This window comes from Agromyces capsici, from assembly GCF_058349965.1.
Genome location: NZ_JBYRET010000001.1, coordinates 2,844,420 through 2,862,392 on the forward strand (window position 1 = coordinate 2,844,420; position 17,973 = coordinate 2,862,392).

Sequence of the window (17,973 nt, forward strand, 5' to 3'; positions counted from 1 at the left end):
CGATGCTACTCCCGTCCTCCGCGGGAGCTGCCGATGAGAGGATGGCGGGCATGGCCCGGATCACGGCGCGCCGACGCGTCACCCGATACACGTTCGGCGAGCGCGTCTCGCGGCGAGAGGACGAGCTGACCGCCGAGGAGCCGCTCGAGGTTCGCGTCGGCGGACGCGCGCTCGCCGTGACGATGCGCACGCCGGGCCACGACGTCGAGCTCGCGCTCGGCCTGCTCGTCTCGGAGGGCGTGGTGCGCGGCCGCGACGACGTGCTCGGGGCGCGGCACTGCGCGGGCGAGCCGGCGGGGTCGGGCGAGTTCAACGTGATCGACGTGGCCGTCGCCCCCGGCGTCGTCGTGCCCGTCGGTGCACGGCACGCGCTCACGATGACGAGCGCGTGCGGCGCGTGCGGGAAGGACTCGATCGACGCGGTGCGCACGCGTTCGGTCCATCCGGTCGCCGACGACCCGGTCGAGGTCGACCCCCGATGGCTCGCCGGCCTGCCCGACCGCATGCGCGAGGCGCAACCCGTCTTCGAGCGCACGGGCGGGCTGCACGCCGCCGCGCTCGTCGACGTCGCGCGCGACGAGGTGCTCGTGGTCCGCGAGGACGTCGGCCGGCACAACGCCGTCGACAAGGTCGTCGGCTGGGCCGTCCGCGAGGGCCGCCTGCCGCTCGCCGGCACCGCGCTCGTGCTCTCCGGGAGGGCGGGCTTCGAGCTCGCGCAGAAGGCGTCCATGGCAGGGATCCCCGTGGTCGCGTCGGTCTCGGCGCCGTCGTCGCTCGCCGTCGACCTCGCGAACGAGGTCGGCCTCACGCTCGCCGGGTTCGTGCGCGGCGGCTCGATGGTCGTCTATTCGGGCGATCACCGCCTCCGGGCATGCGAGGCCGTCGCGGCGTTCGCGACCGCCCGGGAGGTGACGGCGTGACCCCCGAGCACGGCGAGTACCCCGACCTCGTGGTCGGCCCGCCCAAGCACGAGGCGGTCGGGCCCGAGGCGATCGTCCGGACGCTGGAATCGACCATCCGCAAGCTGGGCCCGGCTCGCGCCGCCCGCCTCCTGCTCGACGTGAACCAGGACGACGGCTTCGACTGCATGAGCTGCGCGTGGCCCGATCCGGGGCACCGCAACCAGCTCGAGTTCTGCGAGAACGGCGCGAAGGCGATCACCTGGGAGGCGACGCCGCTCACCGTGCCGCGCGAGTTCTGGGCGAGCCATCCGCTCTCGTCGCTGCAGGATGCCACCGAGTACTGGCTCGGGCAACAGGGCCGGCTCGTGGAGCCGGTGTACAAGGCCGCCGGCGCCGACCGGTACGAGCCGATCAGCTGGGAGCGCGCCTTCGAGATCATCGGCGAGCGGCTCAACGCGCTCGCCTCGCCCGACGAGGCCGCGTTCTACACGAGCGGGCGCACCGCGAACGAGACCGCGTTCCTCTACCAGCTGTTCGTGCGCGCGTTCGGCACGAACAACCTGCCCGACTGCTCGAACATGTGCCACGAGTCCACGGGCACGGCGATGAACGAGGTCGTCGGCGTCGGTAAGTCGACGATCACCTACGCCGACGTGGGCAAGGCCGACCTCGTGATCGTGATGGGGCAGAACCCGGGCACGAACCATCCGCGCATGCTCAGCGCGCTCGAGGAGACCAAGCGCGGCGGCGGCTCGATCGTCGCCGTGAACCCGCTCCCCGAAGCCGGGCTCATCCGCTACAAGAACCCGCAGAAGGTGCGGGGGATCATCGGGCGTGGCACGGCGATCGCCGACCGCCTGCTCCAGATCCGCTCGGGCGGCGACCTCGCCCTGCTGCAGGCCGTCTCCCGGCGCGTCCTCGATGCCGAGGCCACCGCTCCCGGAGCGGTGCTCGACCACGCGTTCCTCGCCGAGCACACCGCGGGGTTCGACGCGTTCGCCGCGCACCTCGCCGACCTCGACGAGGAGGCGGTGCTCGAGGCGACCGGGCTCACCGTGGAGGAGATCGACGATCTCGCCGCCCGGTATATCGCCGCCGAACGGGTGATCGTCACCTGGGCGATGGGGCTCACGCAGCAGCGCAAGGCGGTCGACACGATCAAGGAGGTGATCAACCTCCTGCTCCTGAGGGGGAACATCGGCAAGCCGGGTGCCGGCGCGTCGCCGATCCGAGGGCACAGCAACGTGCAGGGCGACCGCACCATGGGCATCTGGGAGATGATGCCCGAGTCGTTCCTCGACGCCCTCGGCCGGGAGTTCTCCTTCGAGCCGCCTCGCGCGCACGGCCTCGACGCGGTCGGCACCCTGCGGGCCCTGCAGCAGGGCCGGGTGAAGGTCTTCGTCGCGCTCGGCGGCAACTTCGTCGGCGCGATCTCCGACACGCTCGCCGCCGAGGAGGCCATGCGCGGCGCGTCGCTGACGGTGCAGATCTCCACCAAGCTCAACCGCTCGCACGTCGTGACCGGCGAGGAGGCCCTCATCCTGCCTGCGCTGGGGCGCACCGAGATCGACGTGCAGCAGACGGGTGCGCAGTTCGTGTCCGTCGAGGACACCGTGTGCGCGGTGCACGCGTCCCACGGCAGCGTCCCGCCCGTCGGCGACGACCTGCGCAGCGAGGTCGCGATCGTCGCGGGCATCGCGCGGGCGACGCTCGGCGACCGCGTCGCGATCGACTGGGAGGGCATGACCGCGGACTACGACGTCATCCGCGACCACATCAGTCGCGTCGTGCCCGGCTTCGAGCGATTCAACGACGACATCCGGGGCACGTACGGGTTCGTGCTGCCGAACGGGCCGAGGGACTCCCGGACCTGGGCGACCGCGACCGGCCGCGCGCAGTTCTCGGTCAGCGCGCTGGAGCCGATCGAGGTGCCGCCCGGGCGCCTCATCCTGCAGACCCTGCGCTCGCACGACCAGTTCAACACCACCGTGTACAGCCTGAACGACCGCTACCGCGGCATCCGGAAGGGCCGCGACGTCGTGTTCGTGCACCCCGACGACCTCGCCGAGCGCGGGCTCGCCGACGGCGATCGCGTCGACGTCGTGAGCGAGTGGGCGGGGGAGCCCGACCGGGTGCTGCGCGGGCAGCGCGTCGTCGCCTACCCGACGGCGCGCGGCTGCGCGGCGGCCTACTTCCCCGAAGCGAACGTGCTGGTGCCGCTCGGCAGCACCGCGATCGGCAGCAACACGCCCGTGTCGAAAGCGGTCATCGTGCGGCTCGAGCGGGTGGGCTGAGCCTGGTCAGTCGGGGTCGAGGCCCACGGCGCGCCATCCGCTCGCCACCGCCCTGGCCTCGCGCGAGGTCGCGCCGAAGCGCGCCGTCGCGGCCGCGAGCGTCGCCGAGGCGAACACCGCGAACCCGTCGTCGGGGCCGAGCACGCCGTCGGTGAGCGTGTCGTACCAGACGCGGCCCGCGTGCTCCCACGCGAAGCCCCCGAGCTCGACGGCTGCGAGCGCGAACGCGCGGTTGGGGATGCCCGAGTTCAGGTGCACGCCGCCGTTGTCGTCGCTCGTGTGCACGTAGTCGCGCAGGTGCCCGGGCTGCGGGTCGCGGCCGAGCACGTCGTCGTCGTAGGCGGTGCCCGGTTCGATCAGCGACCGCAGCGCGCGGCCCTGCACGAGGTCGGTGAACACGCCCTCGCCGATGAGCCAACTCGCGGCCTCGGCATCTTGCCCCATCGCGTACTGCTCGACGAGCGCGCCGAACACGTCGGACACGTGCTCGTTGAGCGCGCCCGACTGGTCGCGGTAGCGCAGCCGCGCGGTCGCCTCGGTGACCCCGTGGGTGAGCTCGTGCCCGACGACGCTGAGCGAGTGCGTGAACCCGCGGAAGACCTCGCCGTCGCCGTCGCCGAACACCATGCGCTCGCCGTCCCAGAAGGCGTTGTCGTACCGGTCGCCGAAGTGCACGGTCGCCTCGAGGGAGGCGCCGCCGTCGTCGATCGCGTCGCGGCCGTACGCGCGGTGGAAGAGCCGGAACACCTCGCCGAGTCCGTCGTACGCCTGGTCGACCGGGACGTCGCCCGTGTCGGGCTCGCCCTCGCGGCGCACGAGCCGGCCGGGCAGCGTCTCGAGGTGCTCGGCGTCGGAGATGCGGCGGTCGGGAGCGGCGGCGGGGGCGGCGATACCGGGCTCGGCGCCCGCCGCGTCGGGACGCGGCGACGGCCACCGCTCGCGCTCGGGTTCGTGCGCGACGAGCGGGGGGTGCGAGCCCTCGGCCCGGAGGTCGCGGAGCGGACGGTCGCGGAGCAGCGACCGGCGCGCCGCGTCGGCCGCGACGTCGTAGTGACCGGTCGCCTTGGCGACGCGCCGCAGCAGCCAGGGCGGGACGATGCCGTGGGTCGGCGGGCGTTCTCGTGCGGCGGCGGCCGGCGGCATCCGGGTCATGCGTCGATCGTGTCATGCGCCGCCGACAGGCTCGGGCGGTCGCCGGCGCGAGTCGGCTCCGAGCGTCGGCTCCGAGTCCGCCGCGACATCCGCCGCATCAACCGGCCCGCATGGCAGGCTGGTGGCGTGCCCGTGATCGCTCCCGCCCAGTACGAGGTGCGCACGCACCCGATCGCCCTCGTGCCCGCGGTGCTCGTGTGCTCGGCGGCGATCCTGCTCTTCGGGTTCATGCAGAACCTCGCCGGCTACGCGGTGCTCGCCGTCGGGCTCGTGATCGCGTGGCTCGTCGATCGTTCGGGGCGCACCGAGCGCCTCCTGCCCGACCTGGCGCTCATCGCGATCGGCCAGGTGATCATCTCGACGATGCCGCTCGAGGCCGACATCTCGTTCCCGGCCATGGTGCGGTTCGCCCTCGTGCTGGGCCTCGCGGTGGTGGTGCCGTACGCCATCTCGCGGTACGTCTACGGCGACCGCGTCATCCGGTTCCCGTGGCGCACCGGCCGCCGCTGGACGCGCACGCAGTGGTGGTACCTCATCGGCGTGACGTTCGCCGGATGGCTCATCCTGCCGTTTTACTTCATCACCTCGGGCGTGTACCAGAACTGGCCGACCGTGACCGAGCCCAGCGAGATCGCGCGCCTCTTCGTCGGCGTCAACGCGGTCGGCACGTGGGACGAGCTGTTCTTCATCTGCACGGTGTTCGCGCTGCTGCGCCGGCACTTCCCGACGTGGCAGGCGAACCTGCTGCAGTCGATCGTGTTCGTGTCGTTCCTCTGGGAGCTCGGCTACCAGGCGTGGGGGCCGCTGCTCACCATCCCGTTCGCGCTGATCCAGGGCTACACGTTCAAGCTCACCAAGTCGCTCACGTACGTGCTCGTCGTGCACCTCATCTTCGACGCGGTCGTGTTCATGGTGATCGTGTACGCGCACAACGGGTGGCCGGCGATCTTCCCGCTGGTCCCGGGCGGGTGACGGGCGGGCAGCAGATGACGGATGGCACGGGCCGGCCGGCGCGCATGCGGGCCGTGCGGTACGACCGGTACGGCGGGCCGGAGCGGTTGCGGCTCGTCGAGGCGCCGGTGCCCGTGCCGCGGGCCGGCCAGGCACTGGTGCGCGTGCGGGCGTCGTCGGTCAACTCGTGGGACTGGGACCTGCTGCGCGGCCGGCCGTGGTACGCCCGGATCGCGGGGCTCCTGCGCCCGGCGCACCCGGTGCTCGGCGCCGACCTCGTCGGCGAGGTCGTGGGGCTCGGCGAGGGCGTCGGGCACGGCGAAGGGCGTCGGGCACGGCGAGGGCGTCGCGTCGTTCGCGGTCGGCGACCTGGTGTGGGGCGACGTCTCTTCCGCGGGTTGGGGCGGCTTCGCCGAGTTCGCCGCGGTGGATGCCACGGCGCTCCGCTCGCTCACCGCCGGACTCGATCCGGTGATCGCGGCCGCGGTGCCGCAGGCGGGCGGGCTCGCGTGGCAGGCGCTCGTCGACGTCGGACGGGTCCGGGCGGGGGAGCGGGTGCTCGTCGTCGGCGCGGGCGGCGGTGCGGGCACGTTCGCCGTCCAGCTTGCGCGGCACCTCGGGGCTGAAGTCGTCGGGGTCGACCGTGCGGCCAAGCTCGACCTGCTACGCGAGCTCGGTGCTTCCCGCGTCGTCGACGCTGACGATGCCGCGGCCGATCCGTTCACGGATGCTGCGGCCTACGACGTGATCGTCGACCTCGTCGCCACCCGCTCGCGCTCGACCTACCGCGGGGCCCTGCGACCCGGCGGCCGGCTCGTCGTCGTGGGCGGTTCGACGCGCACGATCGGGGCCGTGGCCGCTACCGGCGGACGCCCCGACGACGAGGGAGGCACGCTGCGGCTGCTCGCAGGGCAGCCGAACGGCGGACTCGACGAGCTCGGCGCGCTCGTGGCATCCGGTGCCGTCACGCCCGTGGTCGAGGAGGTGCTGCCGCTCGAGCGGGTGCCCGAGGCGCTCGCGCGCATCGGCGCGGGGACGGTGCGGGGCAAGCTCGTGATCGCGCCGTGAGCTGTTCCGGCTGACTCGACCCCGCGGCCGGACTCGCGAACGGACTCAGGTCGGTGCACGCAGCCGCCGTGCGCCGCGCACCGCCGCGAACGCGAGCACGACCGCGGCCGAGGCGAGTGCCGCGCTCAGACTCCATTCCAGCGGGCCGGGCGGCGGGGACGGAGTCTCGAACACCGCGCCGTCGTCGCTGCGGTAGACCGTCGCGGTGACGCCGACCGGGAGCGCGTCGCTGCGCAGGTCGGCGCGGGTGCCGTCGGCGAGTTCCACGGTCACGATGCGGAACAGCTCCGGGCGGCTGCCGCGCCGGTCGGCGACCAACCGCTCGTCGGTGTGCTCGTCGACGACGGACGCCTCGACCGGCGTGAACGACGCGGACGCTCGGGCTGAGATCTCGCCGATCGCGGCCACCGCCCACACCGCGAGCACGACGGCGATGAGTGCGAGGACGGCGGCGGTGAGCGCGGGCGGCGGGTAGCCGTCGCGGTCGTCGGTTGGTCGTTCGGCGCTGGTCATCGCGGTGCGATCTCGTGAGTCGCTCACCCCGATTCTGCCACCGGCGCGCCAGTCCCGGCCCCGACGGCAGCCTCGCAGGGGGCGCCCCGTGTCGCCCCGGCGGAACGGCTCGAGTTCAGAACGGCGCCGGCTGAGCCTCCTGCTCGATCAGCATGGCGAACTCGTGTTCGATCGGGTGGTCTGGATCGAGCGGGGGAGGTGGCGGAAGGCCGATCCCGTCGCCCGCACCGACCGGTACGAACGGCCGCTCGGGGAGCGTGCGCAGCACGTGACCCGCGGGGGAGCTCCACCGCATCACGCCGCCGGGCTCCTGCGCCACGCGCCATCCGCTCTCGTGTTTCAGTCGGTGATGGTGCCGGCAGAGCACCGCGAGGTTCGAGCTCTCAGTGACTCCGTCGTCGGCCCAGGCGGTGGTGTGGTCGAGGTCGGCGCGTTCGGCGCGGCGCGAGCAACCGGGGAAGCGGCAGCGGCCGTCGCGCACGCGCACGTAGCCGTCGAGGTCGGCCGGGGCCCGGTAGTGCTCGCGGCCGTAGCTGAGCGCGGCGCCGATCTCGGGGTGCACGAGGATGCGCCGCATGGAGGGCGCGTGCGCCGCGAGGCGGCGCGCGGTGTCGGCGTCGATCGGGCCGTACCCTTCGAGGTCGGCGGGCTCGTCGTCGAGGCCGAGCAACGTGAGCACCGGCACCGTCACGAGGATGCAGGGCTGCACCGCGCCCGTGGCCGCGGCGGCGGTGCGCGTGGGGTCGTCGTCGGCGAGCGTGCCGCCGAGGAGCAGGTCGGCCGCGAGGTCGGCGGCGCGCTGGGCGGCGGTGCGCTCGTCGCCGGATGCTGCGCGCGCGGCGAGCACGTCGAGCCGGTGGTCGATCGCGATCGCGCGCTCGGCCTCGAGGTAGAGGCTCAGCCACGCCATGCCGTCGGGCGCCGGCTCGACGCAGACCCGCCGCTCGAGCGAAGCCCGGGCGCGCCGGTCGGCGAGCGGTTCGGGGTGCAGTCGCTCGCGCACCTGCCGCATGCGCCGGCGCACCTCGGCGTTCGTCGACGCGACGCCCCGCGTCCCGGCGGCCGACGCCGCGTCGAGCGCGACGCGCTCGACCGCGTCGGCGACCTCGGCCGGCAGGTCGCGGGTGAGCTCGAGCACCGAGCGCACCTGGGTGAGCGCGAGCTCACCTGCCTCGAGGGCTTCGAGGGTCGCGACGCGCGGCCCGGTGAGGCGCTCGGCCTCGGTCAGCAGTCGCGACGCGGATGCCTCGTGCTGGCCGAGCGTCGTCGCGAGCTCGGCGACGAACGACCGGGTCGCCAGGTCGCGCTCGTTCGCCGTGCTCGAGGCGGAGACGCCCTCGACCTCGGCCGCCAGGTGCCGGGCGCGCTGGATGCGCTCGTACTGCTCGGCATGGATGCCGCGGAGCACGCCCTCGAGCGCCGCGATCGCGGTCAACTCGAACTCGAGCGCCGCTTCGGGCGAGAGGTCGAGGATCGCTGGCATGCACTCATCGAAGCAGGACCCTCCGACATCCGATCGAGGCGCGAAACCGCCGTTCACCCGCTCATTGCCGCACGCCGTCAGGCGTTCGGCGCCCGAGCCCGGAGAGGGCGGCGAGGGTGGCGCGGCAGCGGCCGCGCCATCCGCTCGCCTCATCCCTCGACGGCCGCCCCGCGCTCCGCGAGCCACTCGCGCAGCACCGTCACGTGGTTCACCCTCTCGTCGCGCGCCCCGAACACGAGCGTGACGCGCTCGTGCGCGCGGCCGGTCTCGAGCAGCGCCTCGGCCGCCGGGTTCGCATCGAGCTCGGACCTGTAGCGCCCGGCGAACTCGTCGAAGCGGCCCGGATCGTCGCTGTGGTGCCACTCGGTGCGGAGCTCGGGGGAGGGCGCGACCTCCTTGGCCCATTCGTCGAGCTCGGCGCGCTCCTTGGAGACGCCGCGCGGCCAGAGCCGGTCGACGAGCACGCGGTACCCGTCCGATGCCTCGGGCGCGTCGTACACGCGCTTCATCGCGAACGCCATGCCGCCATCCTGCCCGAGTCCCGCCCGCGCGGGCGCTTCCGGCACGCCATCCGGCTCGCCATCAGATCGCCGACCACCCGCCGTCGGAGGGCAGCACGACGCCGGTCACGTTCGCGGAGTCGTCGCTCGCGAGCCACGTGATCGCGGCCGCCAGCTGCTCGGCCGTCGCGACGCCCGGGATGATCACCTGCATGAGCGGCCCGAGGCGGCCCTGCGCCCACTCCGAGTTCCAGGGCGCCTCGATGTTCGTCGCGGTGGCCCCCGGCGCGACGGCATTCACGCGGACGCCCTTCGGCGCGTACATGAACGCCGTGTTCTTCGTGTAGCCGATCACGGCGTGCTTCGACGTCGTGTAGGCGACGCCCGCCGCCGAGCCGCGCAGGCCGGCCTCGCTCGTGACGTTGACGATCGCGCCGCCGCCCGCCTCGATCATCCGCGGCAGCACCGCCCTCGTCAGCCGCATGATCGCCGTCACGTTGACGGCCATGACGCGCTCCCACGTGGCGTCGTCGACCTCCGCCGCGGGCAGGAAGGCGTCCATGATGCCGGCGTTGTTCACGAGCACGTCGACGCGCTCACCGGCGGCCGCGACGAGCGCCTGCGCGGTCTCCTCGCTCGCGACGTCTCCCGCGACCGCGACGAACCCGGCGTCGGGGTGGTCCGCGACGAGTGCGTCGAGCCGTTCCTGCGAGACGTCGCTCGCGACGACGCGGGCGCCCTCCTCCGCCAGGCGAAGGGCCGTGGCGAGGCCGATGCCGGACCCCGCTCCGGTCACGATCGCCGTGCGGCCCTCGAAGCGTGCGCTGGATGCAGCCATGTCGTGTCACTCCTCATCGTCACGGGCTGGAAGGCACGCTACGGGTGGGGGAGCAGGGCGGGTAGGGCACAAGGTACCGCCGCGTCGAAGGGCAGCAGACGGGGGCGAGCGGATGCCGCGTGCATGAGGAGCGCGGCACCCGCCCGGGTCACTCGGCACGCTACGCCCGGTGCGGTGGTGCGGCAACCCCGCGGGCCCGACTCAGCCCCGGGAACGCGTGATCTCGAACGTGCCGTCCGCGTTCCACTCGACGACGAGCAGGTCGGAGCGCGTCGCGTCTCCGGCGATGCCGTCGCCGTCGCCGTCCCGGCCGCCGCCCAGTCCCGCCGGGATCGGCGTGCGCAGCGACATCCCGTCGCCGACGAGCCGCTCGACCGAGGTGCAGTTCCAGATCATGCCGTTGGCCTCGAGGCGCACGATGAGGCACGCGATCGCCTCGTGCGACATCGCGGCGTACACGCCGGCGCCGCGGATCGGCGCCTCGGGCCCGATGAGCTGGGCCACCCGCGTGACCGGGAAGATCTCGTTCAGCCAGCCCGGCAGCGATCCGTTCACGCGATCCGGGTCGCGGAACACGTCGAGCGCGTCGCCCCGCGGCAGGCCCGCGGCGCTCTCGAGGCCCAGCACCGGCCGCGGCGAGATCTGCACCTGGACCTCGGGCCGCCTGGCAGCGACGTCTCCGGTCCACGACCATGCTGCGGCGAGTGTCGCACCGGCGAGCAGCCCGATCAGCGCGGCCACCGGCGCCGAGGCGCGGGCGCGAGGCCATCGCCGCGATCGATCGGCGGATGGCGCGGATGGCGCGGATGCCCCGGATGGCGCGGCCGGCGCGGGCGCGGATGCCTCGGCCGCGGCCGATGCCGCTGCCGACACGAATGCTCCGGATGGCTCGGCGCCCGCTGCGCGCACCGCGCGGCCCGGATCGGACTGCAGCAGCCGCCACTCGCTCTCGGTGACGGAGACGGTCCGGCCCGTGCGCGGATCGATGCGATCGACGCGCGGCTCATCGGCCCCGGCGCGTGAGTAGACCCGCGCCTCGAGCTCCGACCGATCCACGTCGCCAGCCATGCCCGACCCGCCTCGTTCGGAGGCTATACCCGCGCGACCCGTGGAGGGTATGCCGCGAAGTGGGGGTCCGTCCGGGCCGTGCCATCCGCTCTGCTAGAGTATGGAGGTTGCCGTGAATCGGCCGCGCATCAAGAGAGCCCAGGCACACGGCCCCGGGCAGCGCGCAACGAGAAGGAAGGGGATCCCATCTATGGCACTGGATGCAGAGACCAAGAAGGCGATCATCGAAGAGTACGCGACGCACCCCGGTGACACTGGATCCCCCGAGGTCCAGATCGCGATCCTCACCAAGCGGATCAAGGACCTCACCGAGCACCTCAAGGAGCACAAGCACGACCACCACTCGCGTCGTGGCCTCCTGCTCCTCGTCGGTCAGCGTCGTCGTCTGCTCGGCTACCTCGCCGACGTCGACATCAACCGCTACCGCGCGCTCATCGAGCGTCTCGGGCTGCGCCGCTAAGCGACGTACCCGACGCGGCTCTCGATCGACACCGCGAACTTCTTGCGAAGGCCCCCGGCCGGCTCATCACGAGCCCGCCGGGGGCCTTCGTCATGTCCGGGATCAGCGCCCGTGGCCGCGTCGCAACCCGTACACGGCGACGATGATCCCGAGCAGTGCGATGACCGGGCCGAGGATCGCCCACAGGGTCGAGCCGGTCATGGGGCTGCCGCCGAGGAATCCGAGCCCCTGGAGCGTGAAGACGACGCCCAGGACGGCGACGACGACGCCGACCGCGACGAGCGCGGGCCTGCGCACGCGAGGCTCGTTCGCGTCGTTCATGCCACGATCGCCATCTCGTGCGGCGTGCGGTTCAGGCGGCGCCCGCCGTCGGGCTCGACGGTGACGATGTCCTCGATGCGCACGCCGAAGCGCCCGGGCAGGTAGATCCCGGGCTCGATCGAGAAGCACATGCCGGGCTCGAGCAGGTGCCGCTCGCCCTCGACCATGTACGGCGGCTCGTGGGTCGTGAGCCCGATGCCGTGGCCGACGCGATGGATGAAGTACTCGCCGTAGCCGGCCTCGGTGATCACCGCGCGGGCGACCCGGTCGACCTCCTGGCACTCGATGCCGGGGCGGACGGCCCCGAACGCCGCCTGCTGGGCCTCCCGGACGAGGTCGTGGACGCGGCGCTCCTCGTCGGTCGGCTCGCCGACGTGGACGGTCCGCGTGGTGTCCGAGCCGTAGCCGTGCTTCAGGCCGCCGAAGTCGAGGACCACCATGTCGCCGTCCTCGATGATGCGGTCGCCGACCTCGTGGTGCGGGTTGGCGCCGTTCGGGCCCGACCCGACGACGGTGAAGTCGACCTGCGAGTGCCCGAACCGCATGAGCAGCGCGGCGAGGTCGGCGCCGACCTCGCGCTCGCTGCGGCCTGCGAACCGGACCTTCAGGATGTCACCGTACGCGGCGTCCGCGGCCGCGCCCGCCGCGGCGAGCCGCCGGAGCTCGTCGGCGTCCTTGATCGCCCGCAGCATCGGCAGCGCCGTCGTCATCGCGACGTACGACGTCTCGGGCCGCAGCCCCTGCAACCCGAGCAGGTGCATCGCCCACGCCGAGTCCGACACCGCGTAGCGCCCGGACGCGAGCAGCGGTGCGGCGGTGGCGTACGGATCGCTGCCGTCCGTCCAGTCGAGCAGGCGCAGCACGCCGGCGCCGACGGCCTCCTCGGCATCCGGCCGCTCGAGCTTCGGCACGACGAGGCTCGGATCGCCGCCCACCGGGACGACGAGGAGCGTGAGCCGCTCGGTGATCGCCACGGGCGCGTAGCCGGTGAGGTACAGCAGGTCGGGTCCCGGGGTGACCAGCAGCCCGTCCAGGCCGGCGGCCTCGGCGGCGCCCGCCGCGCGCCGCAGTCGTGCGGTGAAGTCGTCGATCGTGAAGGGGACCGGCTCCTCCGAGCCGATGGCATCCGTCATCTCGACCTCCCGGGTCGCCCTCGTCGCCGTGCCGCATTCGCGGATGACCGGACCGTAGCGCGCGAGTCGACCGGCGTTCGGGCACTTGGGCCTGTCAACCCCCTGCCGCCGGGCGTCGCGCGCTGCCTACCGTGGACGCGGGGATGAAGACAGGGTGCCGCGGGTGTGGGGTTCACCCGCGGCATCCGCCCCGGCCGGATGCCACGGCGGTTGCCCTGCGCCGACGCGGCCGCTCGATGCGGGCTCGGCTCAGGCCGCCGGCGCGTCGCCCGCTCGGGCACGGTGCGCCCGCGCGGCCATGCGATTGCCGCAGCGCACGCTGCAGTAGCGCTTCGAGGCGTTCTTCGACAGGTCGACGAACACGCCCGTGCAGTCGTCGGCGTCGCACTGCGCGAGCCGGCGGGTCTCGTCGGCGCGGATGACGTCGACGAGCGCCATCGCGCCCTCGACGAGCATGCGCTCGGCGAGCGGGGACTCCTGCGAGACCGCGTGGATATGCCAGTCGAGGTCGTCGTGGCGCATGAGCTTCGGCGTCGCGTTGGTCTCCTCGAGGATGGCGTTGACGACCTGGGCCATCTCGTCGCGTTCCAGCGTCCAGATCTCGCGGACGCGGTCTCGGATGGCGCGCACCTCGTCGAGCTCGCGACGGTCGCCGTCGCGTCGTCCGGAGAAGCGCCACGCGTCGAGCATTGCCGTGAGCTGCGCCGTCGTGGCGAGTTCGTCCTCGCCGGATTCGGACGCGTCGGGGACGGTGTCGGCGACCGCCGACATGAAGCCGAGGGCCGCGACCGTGTCATCGGTGAAAATCATTTGACTCCTGACATCCTGCAGAGTACTGTCACGAGCATAACGTCGTTCGCCCATGACGGGGTGCGATGTCCGAAACTCGGAGGGAGGCGACCGTGCGCGGATCGCGAGGACTCGTCGGCATCGTGCTCGGCCTCGGCGCCGGCCTCGCCTTCGGGGCGGGCGGCGTGTTCGTCAAGCCGCTCCTCGAGAGCGGCTGGTCGCCCGGCGCGGCGGTGCTCGCGCGCATCTCCATCGCGGCCGTGCTGCTCGCCGTGCCCGGGCTCATCGCGCTGCGATTCGACCTCCGCCCACTGTGGCGCGCTCGCTGGACCGTGCTGCTCTACGGCACGGTCGCGGTCGCCGGCGTGCAGTTCGCCTTCTACGCCTCGCTCGAGCGCATCCCGGTGTCGACGACGCTGCTGATCGAGTACCTCGCGCCCATCGCGCTCGTCCTGTTCGCGTGGGTGCGCACCAGGCGGATGCCGCAGCTCATCGTGCTCGGCGGCTCGCTGCTCGCGATCGCCGGGCTCGTGCTCGTGATCGGACCGGGCGGCAGCGACCTCGACCCGCTCGGCCTCATCTTCGCCGCGATCGCCATGATCGGCGTCTGCGTCTACTACGCGATCGGCGAGTCGGCGACCGAGCAGGTCCCGCCGCTCGCGCTCATCGCCGCCGGCTTCGTCGTGGGCGCGATCGCCCTCGCGATCACGGGCGCGATCGGGCTCATGCCCATGGAGGCGACCTTCACCGACGTGCCGTTCCTCGGGGGCACTGCGCCGTGGTGGGTGCTGCTGCTCACCGTCGGAGCGGTCTCGACCGCATTCGCGTACACCGCGGGCGTGGCCGCGATCCGCCTGCTCGGCGCGCGGCTCTCGTCGTTCCTGGGCCTGTCCGAGGTCGTCTTCGCGGGCATCGTGGGCTGGATCCTCCTCGGCGAGGCGCTCGGGCCGCTGCAGATCCTCGGCGGAGCGCTGATCCTCGGCGGGATCGTGCTCGTCCGGCTCGAGCGACGGCCCGCCGACGCGGCATCCGTCGCCCTCGACATCGACCTCGTCCCCGTCGCGATCGAACCCGCGCCGAACCCGCCCACCGACCCGGTGGCCGTGCGCACCCCGTAGGCTCGGCGCCATGCGCTTCGGCCTCGTCATCCTGCCCCAGTACGACTGGCCCGAGGCCGCACGGCTCTGGCGCGACGCCGAGCGGCTCGGCTTCGACCACGCCTGGACCTACGACCACCTGTCGTGGCGCGGACTCGCGGGGGAACGGTGGCACGCGACCGTCCCGACGCTCACCGCCGCGGCGATGGCGACCGAGCGGATCCGGCTCGGCACCTTCGTGGCGAGCCCGAACTTCCGGCACCCGGTGCCGTTCGCGAAGGATATCGCGACCCTCGACCAGATCTCTGGCGGGCGCGTCGTGCTCGGGCTCGGGTCGGGCGGCACCGGCTTCGACGCGTTCGTGCTCGGGCAGGGCGAGCTGACCGCGCGCGAACGCTCCGAGCGCTTCCGCGAGTTCACCGAGGCCCTCGACGTGCTGCTGCGATTCGAGCAGGGCTCCGGGCGCGGCATCTCCTATTCGGGCGACTGGTTCTCGGCGAACGACGCGCGCATGGTCGGCGAGCCCGCGCAGCGACCGCGCATGCCGTTCCTCATCGCCGCGAACGGACCGCGCTCGATGCGGCTCGCCGCGCGCACCGGGTCGGGCTGGGTCACGACCGGCCCGCAGGCCGACACGCCTGCCGCGTGGTGGGCGGGCGTCGGCGACCTCGTCGCGCAGCTCGACGAGGCGTGCGCCGCCGAGGGACGCGACCCGGCCGACGTCGACCGCGTGCTCTCCCTCGACGACGAGGCGCGGTACTCGATGACCAGCGTCGACGCCTTCGAGGAGGCGATCGGCCGGGCTCGCGAGCTCGGGTTCACCGATGTCGTGTCGCATCGGCCGCGCGAGCACGGGCTGTACGCCGGCAGCGAGGCCGTGCTCGAGGAGATCGGCTCGCGCCTGGAGGCCCTCCGCTGATCCGGCACCCGGGCGGCGGGTAGCCTGTCGTGGTGTCCGCGCCCCGCTTCGTGTCCCCGCTCCGCTGGGAGCCGCTGCCCTACCTCGTCCTCGTCGCGTTGCTGGTCCTGACCGGTGCCGTGCGCCCCGAGTCCGGGATCGGCTACCTGCTGCTGCTCGCGGCGATCGGGCTCGCCGCGGCGTGGCTCGTCGTGGGCTTCCTCCGCGAGCGCCGCACGCGGAACCCCGACGTCATGGGCGACCTGACGAGCCTGGAGGGCCTCGAGATCGTCGACGCCGCCTCGGCGGGCGCCGAGCTCCGCACCGTGGTGCCGGTGGCGGACGTCCATCGCCACCAGGCCGCGATCGAGGTCGCGCGCGTGCACGGCGGCCTCGACCAGCACGCGGTGCTCGTGCCGCGCGCGCGGCGCTGGCTGTCGCCGCGCTACCGGATCGGCGTGCAGCTCGTCGGCAGCGACCGGCCCCGGCATGCGGGCTTCGTCGCGGAGGCGGCGGACGCGCGCTGGCGCGACGGGCTCGACGCGCTCCGCGCACGCGGGGCCTATGTCCGCGTGCCCGCGCGCATCGAGGGCGCGGCGCGGCCGTTCCGGGTCGATCTCGACCTGAGCGGGCTGCCCGCGGTCCTCGGAGCCGATCGTCCCGAGTGAGTGAACGCTGACAGCCGTTTGTCCCCCATACGCGGGACGGGAGCGGAAATCAAGACTGTTTCTCCGTATTGCAGCCCGGCTAGGGTCTCGCCTCAGGGGCGTCGACGAGGATGCCCCGACGAAGGAGAGACGATGTCCCGAACTGCAAGGCTTTCCCGCCGCGCAACGGTGCTCGCGGCCACGACATCCGTGGTCGGCGCACTGGCGCTGGTACCTGCAGGGGCCGCACTCGCGGCACCCGCGGCGAAGGGGTGCGAGAACCGCACCAACACCACCATCTCGAGCCTGCTCGCGTGCGTCGACGCCGACGGTGCGATGGAGCACCTCGAAGCGCTCCAGGCGATCGCCGACGAGAATGACGACAACCGCGCCGCCGGCACGTCCGGCTACGAGGACAGCGTCGACTACGTCGTCGGCGTGCTGGAGGCCGCGGGCTGGGACGTGTCGATCGACGAGTTCCCGTACACCTACATCGGGCCGTCGACGCTGACGCAGCTGTCGCCGATCTCCGCCGAGTACGAGACCGGCGCCTTCACGGGCAGCGGTGCGGGCGACGTGACGGCATCGGTGAGCGCGGTCGACCTGCAGCTCGGCATCGGGAACACGAGCACGAGCGGGTGCGAACCGGCCGACTTCGCCGGCTTCACCGCGGGAAACATCGCCCTGATCCAGCGCGGCACGTGTCCGTTCGCCACGAAGGCCCTCAACGCCGAGGCGGCGGGCGCGGCCGGCGTGATCATCTTCAACCAGGGCAACGACGCGACCGATGCGCGCAACGACCTCATCGTCGGCACGCTCGGCGGCTCCGACATCGTCGACATCCCCGTCGTCGGTGCGAGCTACCAGCAGGGCGTCGCGCTCTCGCAGGCCGGCTCGACCGCGAACATCTCCGTTCCCGCTCCCGAGTCGCGCCCGCAGAAGAACGTGATCGCCGAGAAGACCGGCGCGAACGACGACAACGTCGTGATGGCAGGCGCCCACCTCGACTCGGTGCAGGCCGGCCCCGGCATCAACGACAACGGCAGCGGCTCCGCGGCACTCCTCGAGCTCGCGCAGAACCTCAGCAAGGTCGAGCCGCAGAACACCATCCGCCTCGCGTGGTGGGGTGCCGAGGAGAGCGGCCTGATCGGCTCGGAGGAGTACGTCGCCGGCCTCAGCCAGGAGGAGCAGGACCGCATCGCGCTGTACCTGAACTTCGACATGGTGGCCTCGCCGAACTACATCTTCATGGTGTACGACGGTGACGAGTCCGGTTGGCTGGCTCCCGCGGGCGTGCCGATCCCCGACGGCTCGGTGCAGATCGAGAAGCTCTTCGAGAGCTACTACACGTCGGTCGGCGAGCCGTACGACGACGCGCAGTTCAGCGGTCGCAGCGACTACGACGCCTTCATCCGCGTCGGCATCCCCGCCGGCGGCCTCTTCACCGGCGCCGAGGTCATCAAGACCGAGGAGCAGGCGTCGATCTGGGGCGGCGTCGCCGGTGAGTCCTACGACCAGTGCTACCACCAGGCGTGCGACACGATCGACAACGTCAACGAGCACGCGCTCGACGTGAACGTCGACGCGGTCGCCCTCGCGGTGCTCGCGTACTCGTACTCGACCGAGTCGGTCAACGGCGTGCCGGGCGTGAACGTGCCGGGCGGGCTCAAGCTGCCGGCACCGGCCGGGCCCGAGGGCACCATCGGCGGCAACGCCGGCGGCCTCGACCCCGACCTCGTCGGTGAGGACGGCCACCACCACGGTCCGCACGAGACCGAGTAACCGGTTCCATCGCAGGGGGTCCGTCGCGTGGAGCGGCGGGCCCCCTCGCTCGTGCGCCAGACTGGCCGGGAATAGAT

General features: G+C 72.9%; 18 protein-coding genes and 1 pseudogene. 10 read left to right on the top strand and 9 right to left on the bottom strand.

Annotation, left to right across the window (positions count from 1 at the left end; all coding sequences use genetic code 11):
- The first annotated feature begins 50 nt into the window (after positions 1–50).
- Together fdhD and AC3RKB_RS13230 are read left to right on the top strand one after the other, a co-directional pair.
- On the top strand, positions 51–920 hold the full coding sequence (fdhD, locus tag AC3RKB_RS13225) for a formate dehydrogenase accessory sulfurtransferase FdhD (RefSeq protein WP_491436603.1): 870 nt from the start codon (positions 51–53) through the stop codon (positions 918–920).
- Positions 917–3,196, top strand: coding sequence for an FdhF/YdeP family oxidoreductase (locus AC3RKB_RS13230; protein WP_491436604.1), 2,280 nt, complete (start codon positions 917–919; stop codon positions 3,194–3,196). Before fdhD ends, AC3RKB_RS13230 begins: the two co-directional genes overlap by 4 nt.
- Positions 3,197–3,202: 6 nt before the next feature.
- Here the strand turns inward: AC3RKB_RS13230 and AC3RKB_RS13235 are convergent, their stop codons facing one another.
- Positions 3,203–4,348 carry a M4 family metallopeptidase gene (locus tag AC3RKB_RS13235; protein ID WP_491436605.1) on the bottom strand — a complete coding sequence of 382 codons (1,146 nt, stop codon included), beginning with the start codon at positions 4,346–4,348 and terminating at the stop codon, positions 3,203–3,205.
- Between the two features lie 126 nt (positions 4,349–4,474).
- Between AC3RKB_RS13235 and AC3RKB_RS13240 the strand changes: the two genes are divergently transcribed.
- The 3 genes and pseudogenes from AC3RKB_RS13240 (at position 4,475) to AC3RKB_RS13250 (ending at position 6,367) form a co-directional block, all read left to right on the top strand.
- Positions 4,475–5,320: a CPBP family intramembrane glutamic endopeptidase gene (locus tag AC3RKB_RS13240; protein ID WP_491436606.1), complete on the top strand. Its 846-nt coding sequence runs from the start codon at positions 4,475–4,477 to the stop codon at positions 5,318–5,320.
- Between the two features lie 44 nt (positions 5,321–5,364).
- Positions 5,365–5,643: pseudogene (locus tag AC3RKB_RS13245) on the top strand (alcohol dehydrogenase catalytic domain-containing protein); the annotation flags it as partial.
- A 28-nt stretch (positions 5,644–5,671) separates the two neighbouring features.
- A complete protein-coding gene (locus tag AC3RKB_RS13250; protein ID WP_491436607.1) occupies positions 5,672–6,367 on the top strand; it encodes a zinc-binding dehydrogenase in 696 nt (231 codons plus the stop codon).
- A 45-nt stretch (positions 6,368–6,412) separates the two neighbouring features.
- On the opposite strand, the gene AC3RKB_RS13255 is transcribed toward AC3RKB_RS13250, so the two are convergent.
- From AC3RKB_RS13255 to AC3RKB_RS13275, 5 genes are all read right to left on the bottom strand, one after another.
- Positions 6,413–6,907, bottom strand: coding sequence for a hypothetical protein (locus tag AC3RKB_RS13255; protein WP_491436608.1), 495 nt, complete (start codon positions 6,905–6,907; stop codon positions 6,413–6,415).
- Positions 6,908–6,995: 88 nt separating this feature from the next.
- Positions 6,996–8,363 (bottom strand): HNH endonuclease signature motif containing protein, encoded by a 1,368-nt coding sequence (locus tag AC3RKB_RS13260; protein ID WP_491436609.1) that lies wholly within the window; start codon positions 8,361–8,363, stop codon positions 6,996–6,998.
- Positions 8,364–8,512: 149 nt separating this feature from the next.
- A complete protein-coding gene (locus AC3RKB_RS13265) occupies positions 8,513–8,884 on the bottom strand; it encodes a DUF488 domain-containing protein (protein ID WP_491436610.1) in 372 nt (123 codons plus the stop codon).
- 61 nt (positions 8,885–8,945) lie between these two features.
- Positions 8,946–9,701: an SDR family NAD(P)-dependent oxidoreductase gene (locus tag AC3RKB_RS13270; protein WP_491436611.1), complete on the bottom strand. Its 756-nt coding sequence runs from the start codon at positions 9,699–9,701 to the stop codon at positions 8,946–8,948.
- 201 nt (positions 9,702–9,902) lie between these two features.
- Positions 9,903–10,769, bottom strand: a complete 867-nt coding sequence (locus AC3RKB_RS13275; RefSeq protein ID WP_491436612.1) for a hypothetical protein — start codon at positions 10,767–10,769, stop codon at positions 9,903–9,905.
- 190 nt (positions 10,770–10,959) lie between these two features.
- On the opposite strand from AC3RKB_RS13275, the gene rpsO reads away from it, so the two are divergent.
- Entirely contained in the window at positions 10,960–11,229 is a 270-nt protein-coding gene (gene rpsO, locus AC3RKB_RS13280; protein WP_243556714.1) for a 30S ribosomal protein S15, read from the top strand.
- A 102-nt stretch (positions 11,230–11,331) separates the two neighbouring features.
- Here rpsO and AC3RKB_RS13285 read toward each other — a convergent pair whose 3' ends face one another.
- The 3 genes from AC3RKB_RS13285 to AC3RKB_RS13295 all read right to left on the bottom strand — a co-directional run bounded on the left by AC3RKB_RS13285 (position 11,332) and on the right by AC3RKB_RS13295 (position 13,493).
- Entirely contained in the window at positions 11,332–11,550 is a 219-nt protein-coding gene (locus AC3RKB_RS13285; RefSeq protein ID WP_491436613.1) for a hypothetical protein, read from the bottom strand.
- Entirely contained in the window at positions 11,547–12,683 is a 1,137-nt protein-coding gene (locus tag AC3RKB_RS13290) for a M24 family metallopeptidase (protein WP_491436614.1), read from the bottom strand. The genes AC3RKB_RS13285 and AC3RKB_RS13290 overlap by 4 nt, the downstream gene beginning before the upstream one ends.
- A gap of 249 nt (positions 12,684–12,932) precedes the next feature.
- Positions 12,933–13,493, bottom strand: coding sequence for a CGNR zinc finger domain-containing protein (locus AC3RKB_RS13295; protein WP_491436615.1), 561 nt, complete (start codon positions 13,491–13,493; stop codon positions 12,933–12,935).
- 92 nt (positions 13,494–13,585) lie between these two features.
- On the opposite strand from AC3RKB_RS13295, the gene AC3RKB_RS13300 reads away from it, so the two are divergent.
- The 4 genes from AC3RKB_RS13300 (at position 13,586) to AC3RKB_RS13315 (ending at position 17,896) form a co-directional block, all read left to right on the top strand.
- Complete coding sequence (locus tag AC3RKB_RS13300) at positions 13,586–14,590, top strand: EamA family transporter (protein WP_491436616.1); 1,005 nt, start codon at positions 13,586–13,588, stop codon at positions 14,588–14,590.
- A 10-nt stretch (positions 14,591–14,600) separates the two neighbouring features.
- The gene (locus AC3RKB_RS13305; RefSeq protein WP_491436617.1) at positions 14,601–15,488 is read left to right on the top strand and encodes an LLM class flavin-dependent oxidoreductase; all 888 of its coding nucleotides are present in this window, start codon (positions 14,601–14,603) and stop codon (positions 15,486–15,488) included.
- Positions 15,489–15,520: 32 nt separating this feature from the next.
- The gene (locus AC3RKB_RS13310; RefSeq protein ID WP_491436618.1) at positions 15,521–16,135 is read left to right on the top strand and encodes a hypothetical protein; all 615 of its coding nucleotides are present in this window, start codon (positions 15,521–15,523) and stop codon (positions 16,133–16,135) included.
- Positions 16,136–16,267: 132 nt separating this feature from the next.
- Positions 16,268–17,896: a M28 family metallopeptidase gene (locus AC3RKB_RS13315; protein WP_491436619.1), complete on the top strand. Its 1,629-nt coding sequence runs from the start codon at positions 16,268–16,270 to the stop codon at positions 17,894–17,896.
- Positions 17,897–17,973: the final 77 nt, after the last annotated feature.